This is a genomic window from Stappia sp. G46H5W (assembly GCF_058448995.1).
Map to the genome: position 1 here is coordinate 911,955 of NZ_JBZFLL010000001.1, position 17,716 is coordinate 929,670.

17 protein-coding genes are annotated in these 17,716 nt (G+C 66.7%); 7 read left to right on the forward strand and 10 right to left on the reverse strand.

Going from position 1 to position 17,716, the window contains the following annotated elements; all coding sequences use genetic code 11:
- Positions 1-98 precede the first annotated feature (98 nt).
- From ACVJ6E_RS03725 to mscL, 6 genes are all read right to left on the reverse strand, one after another.
- Positions 99-797 carry a Crp/Fnr family transcriptional regulator gene (locus ACVJ6E_RS03725; RefSeq protein ID WP_120268850.1) on the reverse strand — a complete coding sequence of 233 codons (699 nt, stop codon included), beginning with the start codon at positions 795-797 and terminating at the stop codon, positions 99-101.
- A 222-nt stretch (positions 798-1,019) separates the two neighbouring features.
- On the reverse strand, positions 1,020-1,358 hold the full coding sequence (locus ACVJ6E_RS03730) for a response regulator (RefSeq protein ID WP_208996693.1): 339 nt from the start codon (positions 1,356-1,358) through the stop codon (positions 1,020-1,022).
- Between the two features lie 130 nt (positions 1,359-1,488).
- A complete protein-coding gene (locus tag ACVJ6E_RS03735) occupies positions 1,489-2,106 on the reverse strand; it encodes a response regulator transcription factor (protein WP_120268849.1) in 618 nt (205 codons plus the stop codon).
- A complete protein-coding gene (locus ACVJ6E_RS03740) occupies positions 2,103-3,287 on the reverse strand; it encodes a two-component system sensor histidine kinase NtrB (protein ID WP_120268848.1) in 1,185 nt (394 codons plus the stop codon). Before ACVJ6E_RS03740 ends, ACVJ6E_RS03735 begins: the two co-directional genes overlap by 4 nt.
- A 108-nt stretch (positions 3,288-3,395) precedes the next feature.
- A complete protein-coding gene (locus tag ACVJ6E_RS03745; RefSeq protein ID WP_199681162.1) occupies positions 3,396-4,565 on the reverse strand; it encodes a pyridoxal phosphate-dependent aminotransferase in 1,170 nt (389 codons plus the stop codon).
- Between the two features lie 102 nt (positions 4,566-4,667).
- The gene (gene mscL, locus ACVJ6E_RS03750; protein WP_120268847.1) at positions 4,668-5,096 is read right to left on the reverse strand and encodes a large-conductance mechanosensitive channel protein MscL; all 429 of its coding nucleotides are present in this window, start codon (positions 5,094-5,096) and stop codon (positions 4,668-4,670) included.
- A gap of 202 nt (positions 5,097-5,298) precedes the next feature.
- Here mscL and ACVJ6E_RS03755 point away from each other — a divergent pair, with 202 nt between their 5' ends.
- A complete protein-coding gene (locus ACVJ6E_RS03755; protein WP_120268846.1) occupies positions 5,299-8,826 on the forward strand; it encodes a hybrid sensor histidine kinase/response regulator in 3,528 nt (1,175 codons plus the stop codon).
- A 144-nt stretch (positions 8,827-8,970) separates the two neighbouring features.
- Entirely contained in the window at positions 8,971-9,600 is a 630-nt protein-coding gene (locus tag ACVJ6E_RS03760) for a hypothetical protein (RefSeq protein WP_147421855.1), read from the forward strand.
- A 1-nt stretch (position 9,601) separates the two neighbouring features.
- Here the strand turns inward: ACVJ6E_RS03760 and ACVJ6E_RS03765 are convergent, their stop codons facing one another.
- Complete coding sequence (locus tag ACVJ6E_RS03765) at positions 9,602-10,270, reverse strand: response regulator transcription factor (protein ID WP_120268844.1); 669 nt, start codon at positions 10,268-10,270, stop codon at positions 9,602-9,604.
- A 322-nt stretch (positions 10,271-10,592) separates the two neighbouring features.
- Here ACVJ6E_RS03765 and ACVJ6E_RS03770 point away from each other — a divergent pair, with 322 nt between their 5' ends.
- The 3 genes from ACVJ6E_RS03770 to pip all read left to right on the forward strand — a co-directional run bounded on the left by ACVJ6E_RS03770 (position 10,593) and on the right by pip (position 13,808).
- Positions 10,593-10,895, forward strand: coding sequence for a DUF4212 domain-containing protein (locus ACVJ6E_RS03770; RefSeq protein WP_120268843.1), 303 nt, complete (start codon positions 10,593-10,595; stop codon positions 10,893-10,895).
- Positions 10,892-12,715, forward strand: coding sequence for a sodium:solute symporter family protein (locus ACVJ6E_RS03775; protein WP_120268842.1), 1,824 nt, complete (start codon positions 10,892-10,894; stop codon positions 12,713-12,715). The genes ACVJ6E_RS03770 and ACVJ6E_RS03775 overlap by 4 nt, the downstream gene beginning before the upstream one ends.
- Before the next feature lie 127 nt (positions 12,716-12,842).
- Entirely contained in the window at positions 12,843-13,808 is a 966-nt protein-coding gene (gene pip, locus ACVJ6E_RS03780; RefSeq protein WP_120268841.1) for a prolyl aminopeptidase, read from the forward strand.
- Positions 13,809-13,811: 3 nt separating this feature from the next.
- Here pip and ACVJ6E_RS03785 read toward each other — a convergent pair whose 3' ends face one another.
- Entirely contained in the window at positions 13,812-14,291 is a 480-nt protein-coding gene (locus tag ACVJ6E_RS03785) for a secondary thiamine-phosphate synthase enzyme YjbQ (protein WP_491676393.1), read from the reverse strand.
- 214 nt (positions 14,292-14,505) lie between these two features.
- On the opposite strand from ACVJ6E_RS03785, the gene ACVJ6E_RS03790 reads away from it, so the two are divergent.
- Together ACVJ6E_RS03790 and ACVJ6E_RS03795 are read left to right on the forward strand one after the other, a co-directional pair.
- Positions 14,506-15,474 (forward strand): alpha/beta hydrolase, encoded by a 969-nt coding sequence (locus tag ACVJ6E_RS03790; protein ID WP_120268840.1) that lies wholly within the window; start codon positions 14,506-14,508, stop codon positions 15,472-15,474.
- A 52-nt stretch (positions 15,475-15,526) separates the two neighbouring features.
- Positions 15,527-16,399 carry an acyl-CoA thioesterase gene (locus ACVJ6E_RS03795; RefSeq protein WP_120268839.1) on the forward strand — a complete coding sequence of 291 codons (873 nt, stop codon included), beginning with the start codon at positions 15,527-15,529 and terminating at the stop codon, positions 16,397-16,399.
- Between the two features lie 50 nt (positions 16,400-16,449).
- Here ACVJ6E_RS03795 and ACVJ6E_RS03800 read toward each other — a convergent pair whose 3' ends face one another.
- Complete coding sequence (locus ACVJ6E_RS03800) at positions 16,450-16,944, reverse strand: hypothetical protein (RefSeq protein WP_158592681.1); 495 nt, start codon at positions 16,942-16,944, stop codon at positions 16,450-16,452.
- Between the two features lie 78 nt (positions 16,945-17,022).
- Positions 17,023-17,643: a 2-hydroxychromene-2-carboxylate isomerase gene (locus ACVJ6E_RS03805; protein WP_120268838.1), complete on the reverse strand. Its 621-nt coding sequence runs from the start codon at positions 17,641-17,643 to the stop codon at positions 17,023-17,025.
- Positions 17,644-17,716: the final 73 nt, after the last annotated feature.

Below are 17,716 nucleotides of genomic sequence, written 5' to 3' on the forward strand. Positions count from 1 at the left end.
AAGAAACCCCGGACCGATATGGCCCGGGGTCGGAAGGTTGATGCAGAAGTAAAGGGAATGCCTGGCGGCGGGACCATTTCCCGCCGGCAAACCGCAGCTCAGTGAATGCCCGTCAGCTGGCAAAGACCGCAGACGCGCGTCACATGAATACGGTCCTGACGTTCCAGACGGATCACACCGCGCCGCTTCAGTTCGGAAATCACCCGGCTTACGGTCTCGATGGTGAGGCCAAGATAGTCGGCGATCTCCTGGCGGGTCATGTTCAGCACCAGATTGTGCGGGTCGCAGGTATCGGAAGCCGGGCCGGCGCAGCCCTCGCCGCCGCGGTTCGGCACCATGCGCATGAAGTAGCTGGCGACACGCTCCATCGCCGACTTGCGGCCGAGCAGCATGGCGTGCTCGTGCAGGCCTTCCATCTGGGCCATCAGGCACCTGGCGACGTGGCCCTGAAGAACGGCGGAGGCATCGACCTCGCGGCGCTCGTGGACCAGAAGGCGCACGGGCGTCAGCGTCTCGGCGGACACGTCATAGCGCGGCCCGCCGGCGGTCCCGAAGATCATGCCGCGGGTCAGAATCTCCACGACCTGGCGACGCCCGTCGGGCAGGAGCTTGTAGAGCATGATGATGCCGTCCTGCAGCTCGTAGATCCGCTCGGCGGCATCGCCCTCGTAGAAGATCACGTGATGCTGGTCATGGCGCTGGGTGCGCGCCTGCGGGGTCTCCACGGCTTCGCGCGTGCTGCGCGCCGCGACCGCTCCATGCCCCATCGTCTCGGACGTACGTTCCAGGTAGGCCATTGCCCCCTCCTCCTGCCAATTCGGCATTGGCGGATGAAAATCGGCCGCGGGCCCCTGGCCCTGCGAACCGGAGCCGCATCCCGTCCGATGCGCCTCTCCGTCAACGCCGCAAAGTCTAGAAGCGAAGTTGGGGGACCGAAATTCGGTGGTCTTCGTACGACCTATTACCTAGCGTGGCAAAACAACGCATCAGCGCGCACAAAAACAAGCGCCTCGGCAACTTTACAAAAGCGCGACGAGAGCTTCTTCGGTCAGTGGCTTGCGTAAAAGTACAGGCGGCAGATCATCGCCGAACAGCTCTGCGATGGCGCGGCGCGACTGGCCGGTGATGGCGATGACACGCGGAGGCGACGTCAGACGGGCGACCCAGCGGATAAGCTGGACCCCGCTCACTCCCGGCAGGCCGAGGTCAACGATCACGATATCCTGAGATCCGGGAGGCACATGCTCGAAGAAACTCTCGGCGTCAGGATACACCTCGACCTGATGCCCGATTTCCCCAAGCAGCAGGGCAAGCGAATCGCCCACTCCCGGATCGTCTTCGACGATATGGATAGTCACCGTCTTAATCCCGCCGCCCTGGCAGCCCCGAAGCGCGTCCCCCATGGGCCGCAGTCGCGCGACTATAGACCCTTGGGGCGGCGACGAAACTACGGCGGAATACGGAAGCGCCGCGTGCGGTGCCGGACCTCTATTCGTGCGAGAGGACGATGCGGACCAGGTCGGCGGCGTTGCGCGCGCCGAGTTTTTCCATGATGCGGGCGCGATGCACCTCGATGGTGCGCGGGCTGATCCCCAGGGTACGTCCCGCCTCCTTGTTGGAGGCACCGGCGGTGATTTCCTCCAGCACTTCACGCTCGCGCGGGGTCAGCGTCTCGCTGCCCGGGAAACTGCGGGCCGGCGGGGTGACGCTCTCGACGTTCTTGCGCTCGCTTGCCTCGATGGCCTCGCGCACCCGCGTCACCACGGTTTCTGCGTCGAAGGGCTTTTCGATGAAATCGTGGGCGCCCTGCTTGATCGCCTCCACGGCCATCGGGATATCGCCCTGACCGGAAATGACGAAAACCGGCGCGGCAAACCGATCGGCATGAAGGCGGCGCAGGATCTCGATGCCCGACTGGCCCGGCATATGCACATCGAGGATGACGCATCCGGGCAGCTTGTCCGGTCGTGCTGCCCGCTCCAGGAAAGCTTCGCCGGTCTCGAACGAGTCGACGTCATAGCCTTCCAGCTCGAAGACGACGGTCAAAGCGTCACGAATTGCCGGGTCGTCATCGACGATGTGGATCAGATGCGCGGTCGCGCTCATGCCGTCGGTCCTTTTCTGCCAGGGGGCGCGGCCGCCTGGTCGGCACGCTCGGGCGTGTCGACCGGCAGGCGCAGCACGAAGGCAGCTCCCCCTTCCCCACCGTTGGGTTCGACGGCGAGATCGCCGCCATGATTCTGCGCGATCGAACGGGAGATCGTGAGGCCAAGGCCAAGGCCGCCCTTCTTCGCGCCCGAGAATGCTCTGAACAATGTCGGTACGACTTCCGGCGGAACTCCGCCACCTGAATCGGTGATACGGATCAGCATATCCTCGCCGCTTACCGCCGCAGTCAGCCCGACACGCTTTACCGGAGCCTGGCGCACCGCGTCGAGCGCATTGCGGATCAGATTGATCAGGATCTGCTGGATCTGCACAGGATCGACGGCAATGTCCGGCAAACTGTCGTGGACGTCGTTGACGATCTCGATGTCGCGGCAGTCGGTGCCCATGGTCACCAGCTCGAGACACTCGCCGACGAGCCGCGCCACATTGACCGAACGCCGCTCGGGATCACGCTTTTCCACGAACCTCCGCATCCGCTGGATGATCTGGCTGGCCCGCTCGGCCTCGCGCACGCCCTTGTCGACAATCTCGACCAGCTTGCCGTCGCGGTTGTCGTCGCCGACCTTGCGCTTGGCCGCCTGCAGGTAAAGCATGATCGCCGTCAGCGGCTGGTTCAGTTCGTGCGCGATGGCCGCGCCCATCTCGTCCAGCGCGCTGATGCGGGTGACGCTGACAAGCTGCGCCTGGGCTTCCGCCAGACGCCGCTCTACCGCCTTGCGCTGACGCAGGTCGCGGATGATGCCGATGAACTGGCGCCCCTCCGGCGTCGCCGCCTCGCCGACCGAAAGCTCGATCGGGAATTCGGTGCCGTCGCGGTGCATGCCGCGCACCTCGCGGCCGATGCCGATGATGCGCTTCTCGCCAGTTTCCAGATAGTTGTTCAGATAGCCGTCATGCGCCTCGGCATATTCGGAGGGCATCAGGACCTTGACGTTGCGCCCCCTGACCTCCTCGGCCGTATAGCCGAACAGGGTCTCGCACGCCTTGTTGAACAGCAGGATTCGCGCCCGGTCGTCCATCACGACGATGCCATCGACCGCCGTACCAAGCACGCTTTCGAGCCGCGCCTCCGACACGCTGGGCAATGCTGAAACGCTACGGGTCTGATCTTCGCGCATTTTGGGCCCGATACGATGCGGGGAGCGACCCGCCGTCGGGAAACGAACAAAATGTATCCGCTTCCAATCCTCTACGCAAAAATCCGTAACTTAGACTCGCGTGCTTCGTCAACGCGCTATCCAGTCGCCAAGGCGCTGCGCTGCCGTCTCCAGCTGCTCCGCGGAACGGGCGAAACACAGGCGCAGGAACCCCTCTCCGGCCTCGCCGAAAGCGCTGCCGGGCGCAAGCCCGACGCCCGTCTCTGCGACGATCCGCTTGGCCAGTTCACGGCTGTCGGAAAAGCCCTCGACACCGAAGAACAGGTAGAAGGCACCTTGCGGCGGCGCATAGCGGATCCGGCCGGTGGCCGCCAGGCGTCCTTCGATGATGGCACGCCCAGCGCTCGCACGGCTGCGCTGCAGCGCCATGAACGCCTCTCCCTCGTCGAGCGCGGCAACAGCAGCGCGCTGCATGAACTGCGCAACACCCGAGGTCGAATACTGGATCAGGTTCTCGATCACCTGCCCGAGCGCGGGCGGGGCCGAAAGCCAGCCGATGCGCCAGCCGGTCATCGCCCAGTTCTTCGAGAAGGTGTTGACGTACAGGATCAGGTCGTCCGGCTCGGCCACATCCATGAAGGAGGGCGCGCGGGCCGTCTCTCCCTCGACGAAGCGGCTGTAGACCTCGTCGGCGACGATCCAAAGTCCCCGCCGGCGGGCTTCATCGAGGATTGCCGCCAGCGTCTCCCGGTCGGCCATCCAGCCGGTCGGGTTGGACGGCGAATTCAGGTAGATGGCCCGGGTGCGCGGGGTCACGGCGGCAAACAGGCGGTCGAGATCGAGCGTCCAGCCGTTGGGCGAGAAATCGAGCGGCACCGGAATGGCCTGCGCGCCCATGATGCCGATGGCGGCAGGGAAATTCGGCCAGGCAGGCGAAGGATAGATCACCTCGTCGCCGGCACCGGCGATCGCCTGGACCGCAAGCTGGATCGCCTGCATGCCCGAGCCGGTGACGAAATAGCGCTCCGCACCCCAGTCGCGGCCGAAATGGCGCAGGTGATAGCGCGCCAGCGCCTCACGCAGGTCCGGGATGCCGCGCTGATAGGTATAGAAGGTTTCGCCCTTTTCCAGCGACGCCTCGGCCGCTGCGCGGATGAAGTCCGGCGTCGACAGGTCGCCCTCCCCGACCCAGAGCGGGATCAGGTCGGAGCGCTCGCGCGCGAAATTCACGACCTCGACAATGCCGCTTTCGGGCGCCTGGCGCGCCTCCGGCCGCAGCGCGGACATCACATCGACCATGGGAGGATCTGTCTCTGTTGGCAAAGGGGGGATTGCGAGGCCCGCCGGGGTCTTGTCCCCGTTGGCGGGCCCTGCCTGTCGTTCGTTCGGGCGGGACGCGCCTCAGCGCGTCTTCAGCAAATCGCGAATCTCGGCCAGCAGCACTTCCTCGCGGCTGGGCGCGGGCGGTGCGGGAGGCGCGGCCGGCTTCTCGTTGCGCAGCCGGTTGATCCCCTTGACCACCACGAACAGCGCGAAGGCGATGATCAGGAACTTGATCACCGCATTGATGAACAGGCCGATGTTCCAGGTCACCGCGCCGGCGGCCGTTGCCGCCTCGACGGTGAGATAGGGCCCGGGCGCCGTGCCCTCGCTCAGCACCAGGAAGAGCTGGGAGAAATCGACGCCGCCGATCAGCAGGCCGATGGGGGGCATGATCACGTCGTCGACGAGCGAGGAGACGATGGCGCTGAAAGCCGCGCCGATGACAATGCCGACGGCCATGTCGACCATGTTGCCCTTGACGGCAAACTCCTTGAATTCCTTCAGCATGCTGGCTCCATCCCGTGGCTGCCGGCACCGCGGTCGGTGACCGGGGCGTGTCTGGTTGCAGCTTCGGGTTTAGCACGGGCCGGCGCATCCGGGAATCTCCCTATTCCCCTTTCGCACCACCCCCTTATCGCCAAGCGTCGAATGGACAGGAGCCGGCAAACATGGTCCGATCTCCGCATCAGGGTCGGGAGGAACGCAACGCATGGTCGAAGGGTGGGTCGTCGTCGTCGCGGCGCTCGGCTACGTGCTTCTGCTGTTCGCCATTGCCAGCTACGGCGACCGCAAGGCGCGCTTCACCGCGTCCGGCCACGGCCGGCCGCTGATCTATGCGCTGTCGATCTCGGTCTACTGCACGTCCTGGACCTTTTTCGGCTCCGTCGGCACGGCAACGCATAGCGGGCTGGAGTTCCTGACGATCTATATCGGGCCGATCCTGGTCTTCGCCCTCGGCTATCCCCTGCTGCGGCGGATCATTCGCCTGTCCAAGAGCGAGCGCATCACCTCGGTCGCCGACTTCATCGGCGCGCGCTACGGCAAGAGCCAGCCGGTGGCCGCGGTCGTCGCGATCATCGCCGTCGTCGGCATCGTCCCCTATATCGCGCTGCAGCTGAAGGCGGTCTCGCTCTCGGTCACGACGCTGATCTCGCATCTCGACCTCAAGCCCGGCGAGACCGGCCTGCCCTTCTTCGACGACATCACCTTGATGATCGCCATCGGCATGGTGATCTTCGCCTGGGCGTTCGGCACCCGCCATATCGATGCGACGGAGCACCAGGAAGGGCTGATGCTGGCCATCGCCGCGGAAGCGGTGGTCAAGCTCGTGGCCTTCCTCACCGTCGGCATCTGGGTCACCTACTCGCTCTACAACGGTCCGGGCGACCTGTTCGCCGCCATGGCCGCGGAACCCAGGGTCGTCAACGCCATGGCCGGCGAGCTGTCGGGCGGCAACTGGGTGGTGATGACGCTGTTGTCGGGCATCGCCGTCATCCTGCTGCCGCGCCAGTTCCACGTCACCGTGACGGAGAACAATTCGGGCGCAGAGCTGCGGCGCGCGACCTGGCTGTTCCCAATGTATCTGGTTGCGATCAACCTGTTCGTCGTCCCGATCGCGGCGGCAGGCATGATCATGCTGGATCCGGCGATCAACCCGGACTCCTATGTGCTCGCCCTGCCGCTGGCCGCCAATCACCCATGGCTTGCGCTCGTCGCCTTCATCGGCGGACTGTCGGCGGCCACCGCCATGGTGATCGTGGCCAGCGTCGCCCTTGCCATCATGATCTCGAACGATCTGGTGATGCCGCTTGTGCTGCGCCGCTCCAGCGAGGATGCGATCATCGCCTCCCATGGCGAGGACATGAGCCGGATCCTGCTGCTGACGCGGCGGGCGGCCATCTTCGTCACACTGCTGCTCGCCTATGCCTATTACCGGGCGGCCGGGGACACGGCGGCGCTCACCTCCATCGGCCTGCTGTCCTTCGCTGCCATCGCGCAATTCGCCCCGGCCTTTTTCGGTGGCCTCGTCTGGCGGCGCGGCACGGCGCGCGGCGCCATCGCCGGCATGCTGATCGGCTTCGCCATCTGGGTCTACACCCTGCTGCTGCCGACCTTCGCGCAATCGGGCCTGATCCCGATCACGCTGATCGAGAACGGCCCCTTCGGCATCTGGCTGTTGCGGCCCCAGGCGCTGTTCTCGCTCGCCTTCGATCCGCTCACCCACGGCGTCTTCTGGAGCCTTGCCGCCAATATCAGCGCCTACATCATGTTCTCGCTGTCGCGCGTGCCCGAGCCCGTGGAGCGGCTGCAGGCCAATATCTTCGTGCCGTCCGAGCTGTCGCCGACGCCGGGCCTGCGCCTTTGGCGAACCTCGGTAACCGTCGGCGACCTCAAGTCGACCATCGCGCGCTATCTCGGCGAGGAGCGCACCGACCGCTCGTTCCAGAGCTTTGCCCGCGAGCGCGGGCGCGACTTCGACCCGAGCGCCACCGCGGATGCCCAGATCCTGCGCTTTTCCGAGCAGCTGCTGGCCAGCGCCATCGGCGCCGCCTCGTCGCGGCTCGTCCTGTCGCTGCTGGTCAAGCGCCGCGACCCCAGCGGCAAGGGCGCGCTGAAGCTGCTGGACGACGCCACGGTCGCGATCCAGTACAACCGCGACCTGCTGCAGACCGCGCTCGACCAGGTGCGCCAGGGCATTTCGGTCTTCGACCGAGACCTCAGGCTGATCTGCTGGAACCGGCAGTTCCGCGAGTTGCTCGGCCTGCCGGCCGAGTACGGCCAGGTCGGAACGCCGCTCGATGCCATCATCCGGTTCAATGCAAAACGCGGGGAACTGGGCGCCGATCCGGTGGAGGTGATCGTCGGCGACCGCCTGGACAAGCTAGTGGTGCGTCACGAGACCTTTCAGGAGCACATGGCCGGCAGCGGCCTCGTCCTGGAGGTGCGGACCAGCCCGATGCCGGACGGGGGCATCGTCACCACCTATACCGACATCACCGAGCGGGTGCTCGGCGAGGAAGCGCTGGCGCGGGCCAACGAGACGCTGGAGCGCCGGGTGCGCGAGCGCACGCTGGAGCTCACCCGCGTCAACGAGGAGCTGACCGACGCCAAGGCGCTGGCGGAAGAGGCGAATATCGGCAAGACCCGCTTCCTGGCCGCCGCCGGCCACGACATCCTGCAGCCGCTCAATGCCGCCCGGCTCTATGCCTCCAGCCTGACCGAGCGCTTCACGGAAGGCGAGCTGAAGCATCTGGTGCAGAATGTCGGCGCCTCGCTGGAATCGGTGGAGGAGATCATCGGCGCGGTGCTCGACATTTCCCGCCTCGACACCGGCGCGCTGAAACCGGAAATCACCGTCTTCCGGCTGGAGGAGATCCTCAATCCGCTGCGCACCGAGTTCGAGCCGGTGGCGGAGGAAAAGAACCTGCGCCTCGCCATCCTGCCGACCAGCCTCAGTGTGCGCTCCGACCGCCGCCTGCTGCGCCGGCTGCTGCAGAACCTCATCTCCAACGCGATCAAATACACGCGCAGCGGCCGGGTGCTGGTGGGTGTCAGGCGCCGCCGCGGCAAGGTGGTGATGGAGGTGTTCGACACCGGCATCGGCATTCCGCAATCGAAGCAGAAGCTGATCTTCATGGAGTTCCACCGGCTGGACGACGGCGCCCGCGAGGCGCGCGGCCTCGGCCTCGGACTGTCGATCGTCGAGCGCATCGCGCGGGTGCTCGACCATCCGGTCACGCTGGAATCGCGCACGGGGCGCGGTTCGCGCTTTGCCATCGAGCTGCCGATGGCCGCCTCCGTGCCGGCCCTCATCGCGCCAGCGCCGGCGGCACCGCACGATGCGCCGCTCAAGGGCCTGCATGTGCTGGCCATCGACAACGAACCTCAGATCCTCGACGGCATGCGGGTGCTGCTGACCGGCTGGGGCTGCAGGGTGACGACGGCGCTGGACCCGCTCGAAGCGGCGCGCAAGACCTTCGAGGCGGGCGAACGGCCCGACGTCCTGATCGCCGACTATCATCTGGACGAGGGAACCGGCGTGGAGGCCGTGGTGCAGCTGCGCTGGCGCTTCGGCACGGAAATCCCGGCGCTGCTCGTCACCGCCGACCGCAGCCAGGGGGTGCGTGCGGAAGCTGCGGCCAAGGAGATCGAGATCCTCAACAAGCCGGTGAAACCGGCAGCGCTCCGGGCCTATCTCTCCCGTGTGCGCAGCGGCAGCGCCGCCGCGGCGGAGTGATCCGCATCACGACACGCGCTCAAGCCTGCGTGTAAACGCTTCTCCTGCCATGAAGCCGCCCTGTTTGCAGGGTCCGGCTCGCCACGCTCGCGCAAACATGCCGGATGCCGGATCGCATCGCCGGGACGGGCCAGAGAGACGAAAATGAGACGACTGCTGCCAATGGCGGGCGCCACGCTTGCCCTGCTCCTTGTCACCTCCGCTGCACAGGCCTCCGGCTGTATCGCGTCAAAGCCTGGCACCGGTCTTTCGGCGGACGAGGCAAGCGCCGTCTACGACTGCCTCAAGGATGCGCTCCTGGAGGGCTACCGGCAGGGCGACAAGCGGTGGATCCCGGGTGACTATGTCGAGAGCTTCCGGCTCTGGGAGCGTGCGAGCCGCAATCCGGCGTTTTCCCCTGCCCATGGCGGACGCCATCTCCTCACCTATGTCAATGCGGCCGGCGCGCGGGACTACCTGCGCTTCAGCGACAGCGACGTGACGATGCCGGTCGGTACGCTGATCGCGGCGGAGTCCTTTTCCGTCGACGAACGGGGCCGCGCCCAGCCAGGCCCGCTGTTCCTGATGGAGAAGGTCGAGCTTGGCCGCTCGCCGCAAACCGACGACTGGTTCTACATGGCTGTTGCGCCGAACGGTTCGCCCATGGTGATGGACGTGATCTCCGCCTGCAGCGCGTGCCACCAGGGCCGGTTCGGCCAGCGCGGCGGGCTCGGCTATCCGCCCGTCGAGGCGCGCGCCGTACCGGTTCCCGCGTCCGGCGGCCAGCCCGAATAGCTCAGCGCGCCTCCGCCGTCAGCCACTGCCCCTGCTCGATCTTGGCGGCGGCGATGACCGCCTGCGTGCGGCTTTCAACGCCGAGCTTTTGCAGGATCGCCGAGACATGCGCCTTGACGGTCGCCTCGGAAACGCTGAGCTCATAGGCAATCTGCTTGTTGAGCAGACCTTCCGACAGCATCATCAGCACCCGCACCTGTTGCGGCGTGAGCGTTGCAAGCCGCTGAGCCATGGCGCTTGCATCGCCATCGGCCTCGCCCAGATCGACATCGGGCGGGGTCCAGCTGCCGCCCGCCATCACCTGGGACACGGCCTCGCGAATGACCTCGATGCCGAGCGACTTCGGGATGAAGCCGGAAGCGCCCAGCTCCATGCAGCGGCGGATCGTTCCCACATCCTCGCTCGCCGACACGATCACCACCGGCACGCTCTGATACTGGGCCCGCAGGTACATCAACCCGGAAAAACCGCGCATGCCCGGCATCGACAGATCGAGCAAGAGCAGGTCGACCTCGCCGTGGCGCTCCAGCTCGGCGGCCGCATCCTCGAGCGTCCCGACCTCGACGATGCCCGCCCCCGGATAGAGACGCTCGATCGTCTGGCGCAGGGCGCCGCGAAACAACGGATGATCGTCCGCCACAACGAAATGATACGTCGCGCTGTCCGGCACGCCGGTTCCCTCCTTAGACGCTGACCGCGATCGATCGCGCGCTTCCCTCGCGGGCCCCTCCCAGAACCCCAAGGGACGTCGCTTCTTCTCTTGCGAGATCGCGGCTTCGCTCTCCCCAAGCCGGTGCCCCCGGCAGACCGGCAATCCGCGGCATTATCGCTACAGGCCCGTCCGGCATCAAGCGGCGGCTTGCAGGCGGTGACCGGCAAGCTCTTACGGGAACGGGCAAGGATCGTGCAAGCTGGCCACACGGGGCATACTGACCATCGAGCGAATCGCATAATCAGATCGATGGCTCGGCCAGGCATGCCGGAGGACTTGGATGACCCTTGACGCAAAGCAGGGCGACACCCCGCAGGCGCGACGCTGGCGCCGCACGGTCGGCCTCGCCATCGCAACCATCGCTATTCTGGCGGTTTTCGCCGTGGTCGTGCCTCTGTTTGCAGGCCAACTCAACGGCACCCGCTTCGCCGGCTTCCCGCTCGGCTACTACATGGCCGCGCAGGGCTCTCTGGTTGCCTTCCTGCTGCTGACCGTCTGGTTCATCCGCCGCCAGGAGCGCCTCGACCGCGAAGCCGGCGTTGCCGAGCCCGACCCGTTCGATTCCGGAGAAGAGCTGCGATGAGGAAGGACAAGGTCGCGGGCCGCGCGGGCCAGCTTTACGGCACTGTCGCAGGCCTCCTCGCCGCCTTTATCGCAGGCCTTGTCATCCTCGAGCAGATCGGCGTGCCCCAGCAGGTCCTGGGCTATTTGTTCGTGGCAGCGACGCTGGTCCTTTATGCCGGCATCGGCATCGCCAGCCGCACGGTCCATGTCACCGACTACTATGTCGCCGGGCGGCAGGTGCCGGGCGTCTTCAACGGCATGGCGACGGCTGCCGACTGGTTGAGCGGCGCGTCCTTCATCGGCCTTGCCGGAACGCTCTACATGCTCGGCTTCGCCGGGCTTGCCTATCTGCTCGGCTGGACCGGCGGCTTTGTGCTCGTCGCCGTGCTCATCGCGCCGTATCTGCGCAAGTTCGGCGCTTTCACCCTGCCCGATTTCCTGGCCGCGCGGTTCGGCGGCCATGCGGCCCGGCTGACCGGGGTGATCGTGCTCTTCGCCTGCTCCTTCACCTATGTGGTGGCACAGTTCTATGCCACCGGCCTCATCGCCTCGCGCTTCCTCGGCATCCCCTTCGGCACCGCCGTCTATGTCGGGCTCGGGACGGTGCTTTTCTGCTCCCTGCTCGGCGGCATGCGCTCGGTCACCTGGACGCAGGTCGCCCAGTATCTGGTTCTGATCGTCGCCTTCATGCTGCCGGTGGCGATCCTGTCGGCGCAGCATTTCGGCATGCCGCTCGCCCAGTTCGCCTATGGCGAGGCGCTGGAGCAGATCGCGGCGCTGGAGCAGCAGATGCTCGCCTCCGGCCTTGCCGATCCCGAAACGCTCGTCCGGCACCTCGTTCCCGGAGAAGCGCTCGATCCGCTGAACTTCACGGCGCTGATCGTCTGCCTGATCATCGGCACCGCGTCGCTGCCGCACCTTCTGATGCGCTTCCTGACCACCTCCAGCGTGCGCGATGCGCGTCGTTCGGCCGGCTGGACGCTGTTCTTCGTCCTGCTGCTCTACGCCACCGTTCCTGCCTATGCCGCCTTCGCCAAGCTGGAAGTCTACCAGAACGTCATCGGCGCCAGCCTGCAGGCGCTGCCCGACTGGATCTACACCTACGGCCGACTCGGACTGGTCGAGATCTGCGGCAAGGCGGCCGGTTCCGCCGAGGCAGTACGCGAGGCCTGCGCCGCCGTGCCGGAAAACGCCGGCGTCCTGCGCCTTTCGGATCTGTCCATCGATCGCGACGTCATCGTGCTCGCCCTGCCGGAGATCGCGGGCCTCCCTTACGTGATTGCCGGGCTGGTCGCAGCCGGTGGTCTTGCAGCGACTCTCTCGACGGCCAACGGCCTGCTGCTGGCCGTCGCCAATGCGCTGGGGCATGACGTCTACTACCGCACGCTCGACAGCCGCGCTCCGGCGAGCCGGCGCCTGCTGGTCGCGCGCCTCTTCCTGCTTGCGACCGCCGCAGTAGCGGCCATCGTCGCATCGAGCCGGCCGTCCGACATCCTGTCGATGGTGGCCTGGGCCTTTTCCCTGGCCGCCTCCGGCTTCTTCCCGGCGCTGGTGCTGGGCATCTGGTGGAAGCGCTGCACGGCGGCAGGTGCCGTCTGCGGCATGCTGGCCGGGTTCGGCCTCACCCTCGCCTATCTGGTGATGACCCAGTATGGCGGCATGGCCGAGTGGTACGGCATCCGCAACACCTCCGCGGCGATTTTCGGCGTGCCGCTCGGCTTTGCGGTTGCCATCCTCGTCAGCCTGGTCACTCGCACGCCCTCGCGCCATGTGCAGGCGATGGTCGAGGAGATCCGCAAGCCTGCCGGCAAGCCGGTGATGATCGACGGAGCGTCCTGAGCCGTCACGGCCCTGCCGAAACGCAGTCCGGGGACATTGCGACCGCCCCCCGGCGGACAGGCGACAGGCACGGCACTTCGGGTTACCGTGCGCGCGACCCACGCTCCCGCGCTAAAGGGAACCGACCATGACAGACGCGCTTTTCCCACTGATCGAGCCGTACCGAACCGGACAACTCGCGGTCAGCGACCTGCACACGATCTACTTCGAGGAATGCGGCAATCCGCAGGGCATCCCCGTGGTGATGTTGCATGGCGGACCGGGCGGGGGCGCGGGCGAGATCCTGCGCCGGTTCCACGATCCCGAACGCTACCGGATCGTGCTGTTCGACCAGCGCGGCTGCGGCCGGTCCACGCCGCATTCGGAGCTGCGCGAGAACACCACCTGGGATCTGGTCGGCGATATCGAGAAGCTGCGCGAGCACATTGGCGTCGACCGGTGGCAGGTGTTCGGCGGGTCCTGGGGGTCGACGCTGGCGCTCGCCTATGCGCAGACCCACCCCGAGCGCGTCACCTCGCTCATCCTGCGTGGCATCTTCCTGCTGCGGCGGGCCGAGCTGTTGTGGTTCTACCAGGAAGGCGCCAGCTGGCTCTATCCCGACCTTTTCGCCCCGTTCCTCGACCTGATCCCGGAGGACGAGCGCAGCGACATGATCTCCGCCTATCACCGGCGCCTGACCGGCCCGGACGAAGCAATGCAGTTCGAGGCGGCGACACGCTGGGCACGGTGGGAGGGTTCCACCCTCTCGGTGCTGCGCGACCCGGCGCGCGAGGCCTCCTTCTCCGACCCGCACTACGCCCATGCCTTCGCGCGCATCGAGACGCACTATTTCGTCAATGGCGGTTTCTTCACCCATGACGACGAGTTGCTGCGCAACATCGGGCGGATCCGCCACATACCGGCGGTGATCGTGCACGGCCGGCACGACGTGGTCACGCCGGCAAAGAACGCTGTCGATCTTGCGACGGCCTGGCCGGAAGCGGATCTGAAGATCATCGAGGATGCGGGCCATGCGGCAAGCGAGCCGGGCATCGTCGCCGCTCTCGTCGAGGCTTGCCGCAGGTTCGCGGACGATCTCAAGGCCGGAGGCTGATGCTCAGGTGCCCAGATAGCGCAGCGTCAGGCTTCGCTGCTGGGCATCGCGCCGATGCTCCACCAGGTAGATTTCCTGCCAAGTGCCGAGATCGAGCCGTCCGGCCACCACAGGCACGCGCAGGCTGACACCCGTCAGCATCGTCTTCACATGCGCGGGCATGTCGTCCGGCCCTTCCGAGCGATGGCGCCAGCCGGCATCCTCCGGGGCAAGCCGCGCCAGCGCATCGAGCAGGTCCGCCTGCACGTCCGGGTCGGCGTTTTCCTGGATCGTCAGCGACGCCGAGGTGTGCCGGAGGAATACGGAAAGCTCGCCATCGCGGGCATTCTGCTCGGCAAGCCATCCGCCAAGGCTGCGGCCGATGCCATAGAAGCGCTGGCCGGAGGTCGCGACCATCAGCCGGCCCATGCGCTGGCGCAGGTCCAGGCCATCGTCCTCGAAGGTCCAGGTCTCGAAGATCGGGTTGCGATAGCTCTGCCGCATGGTTCCATCCGCCTCGCCATGGCGGCGAAGTATGCCGCCGGGCGACCGTGCACGCAAGACGCGCAGACCGCGCCTGCCCCGACGCGAGGCGACTTTTTGCCGATAGATCAATCAGTTTAACGGGTTGGGGCTTGGCAGGAGGTTGTCATACGACTAGCCTTGTCCCGGAGTATCTTCCCTTCAGGCACGACTGGCAGACGAGGCCCCCGGCGACATGGCCGAAGACGAATCTTCACACACGCCCTTCGGTTCGGCTTCCGCGGAAACACAGGCCTTCAACAAGGACCTGTTGCGGCGACTGACCCTGTTGCCGGACCAGTGGTCCTACCCTCCGTCCGTGGTGCGCGAAAGGCGCGCGCAGGGGCTCGGCCCCTTCCCGCTCGCGCCCCGCTCCGCCGACGCACGCGAGATCGCCGTGGCGGGCCCTCATGGCGACGTGCGCCTGCGCATCCTCGCTCCCAGGACGCGCCCCTCCACCGGTGCCTACCTGCACCTGCATGGCGGCGGCTGGACGCTGGGCGCGGCCGATGAGCAGGATCCGCGCCTTGCCGAGCTTGCGGAGGCGACCGGCCTGACGGCCATCTCCTGCGACTACCGGCTTGCGCCCGAGCATCCCTATCCGCAAGGTCCCGACGATTGTGAAGCAGCCGCCGCCTGGCTGTTGAGCGAGGGCGAAAAGTTGTTCGGCGGCAATCGCTTCGCCATCGGCGGCGAATCGGCGGGCGCCAATCTCGCAGCCTCGGTGCTGCTGCGCTTGCGCGGGCGCACGGACCTGCCCTCGCGCTTCGGCGCCGCCGTCTTCACCTGCGGCTGCTTCGATCTCCGGCTGACCCCGAGTGCGCGCAACTGGGGCAGCGACAAGCTGGTGCTCAACACCCGCGACCTGAAGATGTTCGTGCGTCACTATCTATCGCACGGCCATGACGCGGCCGATCCCGACATCTCGCCGCTGCTTGCCGACCTGCGCGGGCTGGTGCCGGCACATTTCGTTGTCGGCAGTGCCGATCCGTTGCTCGACGATACGCTTTTCATGCAAGCCCGCTGGGTGGCTGCCGGCAACGCCGCCGAGATTGCTGTCCATCCCGGCGGGTGCCACGTCTTCCAGCATTTCGACCTCGAGATCGCCCGGGCCAGCAACCGGGCTATCGACGCTTTCCTGAACCGCAGCCTGGCCGCCGCCTGACCCACTTCCCTGTCCGGCCCCCTCCCATCATAAAGCCACCGAGACGCCGACCATGCCCGCCTTCGAGACATTGCTGTCTTTCGTCAATTGCTGGGAATGCGATGAGAACGACCATCTCAACGTCCAGTTCTACCTGTCGCGCTTCGACGAGGCCGACCGCCAGTTTCGCCTGCTCACCGGCCTGAGCGACGCGGTTGCCGGCGTCCGCCGCGCCCGCCACATCCGCTATCACGCGGAGCTTTATTCCGGCGACACGCTGGTGATGACCAGCCACATCGCATTCGACGGCCCGTACATGCTGACGGTCGTGCATCAGCTGCGGCGCACCATCGACGGAGCCATCGCGGCCACCGCCGTGGATGGGTATGCCCCGTCGGACCAGGTGGCGCGCGAACTGCGCCGCCGGTTCGAGGATGCTGCGGCGCCGATGCCGGATGCCGCCCTGCCGCGCAGCCTGCCGACGACGCCCGAGACCCTGTCGATCACGGCACGCCAGATCGAGACGGCGGGGGCTGCCATCACCCACCGGGCGACCGTTCTGCCACGCCACGCCGGGCCGGATGGACGAGCGGAGGACGGCTTCGCCGTCGGCTGCTTCAGCGAGGCGGCCCCGCACCTGTGGAACCGCACGCCGATGACCGAAAGCTGGCTGGAGGCGCGCGACCTTGGACGGGTTGCTGTTGAGATGAAGCTCGTGTGGGCCAGCCCGCTGAAAATGGGCGATCCGGCGGTGACGATGAGCGGACTGACCGGGGCTTCGACCTCGACCTTCTCGTTCCGCCACTACCTGTTCGAGGCGCGCACCCTGCGGCTGGCGGCAATCTGCGACGTTACGGCACTGGCGATGAACCTGAAGACCCGCAAGGCGACGAAGCTGGAAGAGGATGTTCGCAGCGCCATCATCAAGGCCGCGATGAAGCACTGAAGCCTTGCCGCTTTCGCCATCTGACGGCGGGTGCCCCCGAGCGGGGCGCCCTACTCGGCGAAGCTGTCATACTCCTGGCGCAACGTTCTCATCATGCCGAAGAAGCGGCGCATCGCCTTCTCGGTAAAGTCCATCGCGCGATCGATTTCCTTTTCCTCCTCAGGCGTCAGGCTGTGCCGCTCGCCGCCCTTGGGGGCAGCGGGCGCGCGCTCCTCGGCCGCCGGCGGCTCGCCGGCCTTTGCTGCCAGCCTGCGGTTTTCCGCGCGCAAGCTGGCCACTTCCTCGGACAGCCGGGCGACCTCTTCCTCCAGAACGATCTGGACGTCTGGCACCAGCACGCAGCGCCAGGTCTCGTCGCGCTTGAGGCACTGAGAGATGCGGCCGGTCTGGCGGTCGAGGCGCAGGAAGCTCTCTCCGGCGGGCGACAGTACATAGCGCTCGGGATCCGCGTCGGGCCGGTCGCCCGATTGTGCCCCGGTCTGGGCCAGCCCGGAAACCGGCGCCATCGCGCCGATCAGGGCAAGGCAAATCGCTATCCGCTTCATGTCGCTCTCCGAAGGTCAGGGCCGGGCGCTATCATGGCGCTCCGGCATGGCAAAAGCACGGCAGCGGGTCGTCTGGCCCTACGGCTGCTCGTAGGGCGGACGCCCGCTCGCCAGAGCCTCCTCCAACAGTGCCAGCCGGTCCTGCCCCCAGAACACCTCGCCATTGAGCACATAGCTCGGCGAGCCGAACACGCCGCCGGCAATCGCTTCCGACTGATGCTCTTCGTAGCGCTCGACAATGGCCTTCTCGCCGGCATGGGCGATCACCGCGGCCGGATCGAGGCCCAGGCCCGTCAGGATCGCGACATGCACCGCCTCATCGGCGATATCCTGTTCGTTCACCCACAAGGCCTCGAACACCGCCTGCGTATAGGCTGCGACCGGGCCGCCATCGATGGCCAGCGCCAGAGCGATCCTGTCGGCAAGATCCGGGTTTACCGGAAAATACGCGGGCTGGAGCGTCAGCGGCACCTTGCGGTGCGCGCGCCAGCGCTGCAACTCGATGAGGCGATAGGCCTGACGCACCGGATGGCGCCGGGCCAGCGGCAGGCCGCCGGTCTCCGGGAATACGGCTGCCAGCGATACCGGGCGGAAGCGCACGGCGTAGCCCTGCTCGTCCGCCATTTGCAGGAAGGCGGCATGGCCCAGATAGGCCCAGGGGGACGCGTGGGTGTAGTAGTAGTCGATGACACGTTGCATGCAGTGCGGACCTCGCTCGGTAATCGTCGCGAGGCACCCTGCGACGGGACGGCCCGGCAATCAAGTGACCTCG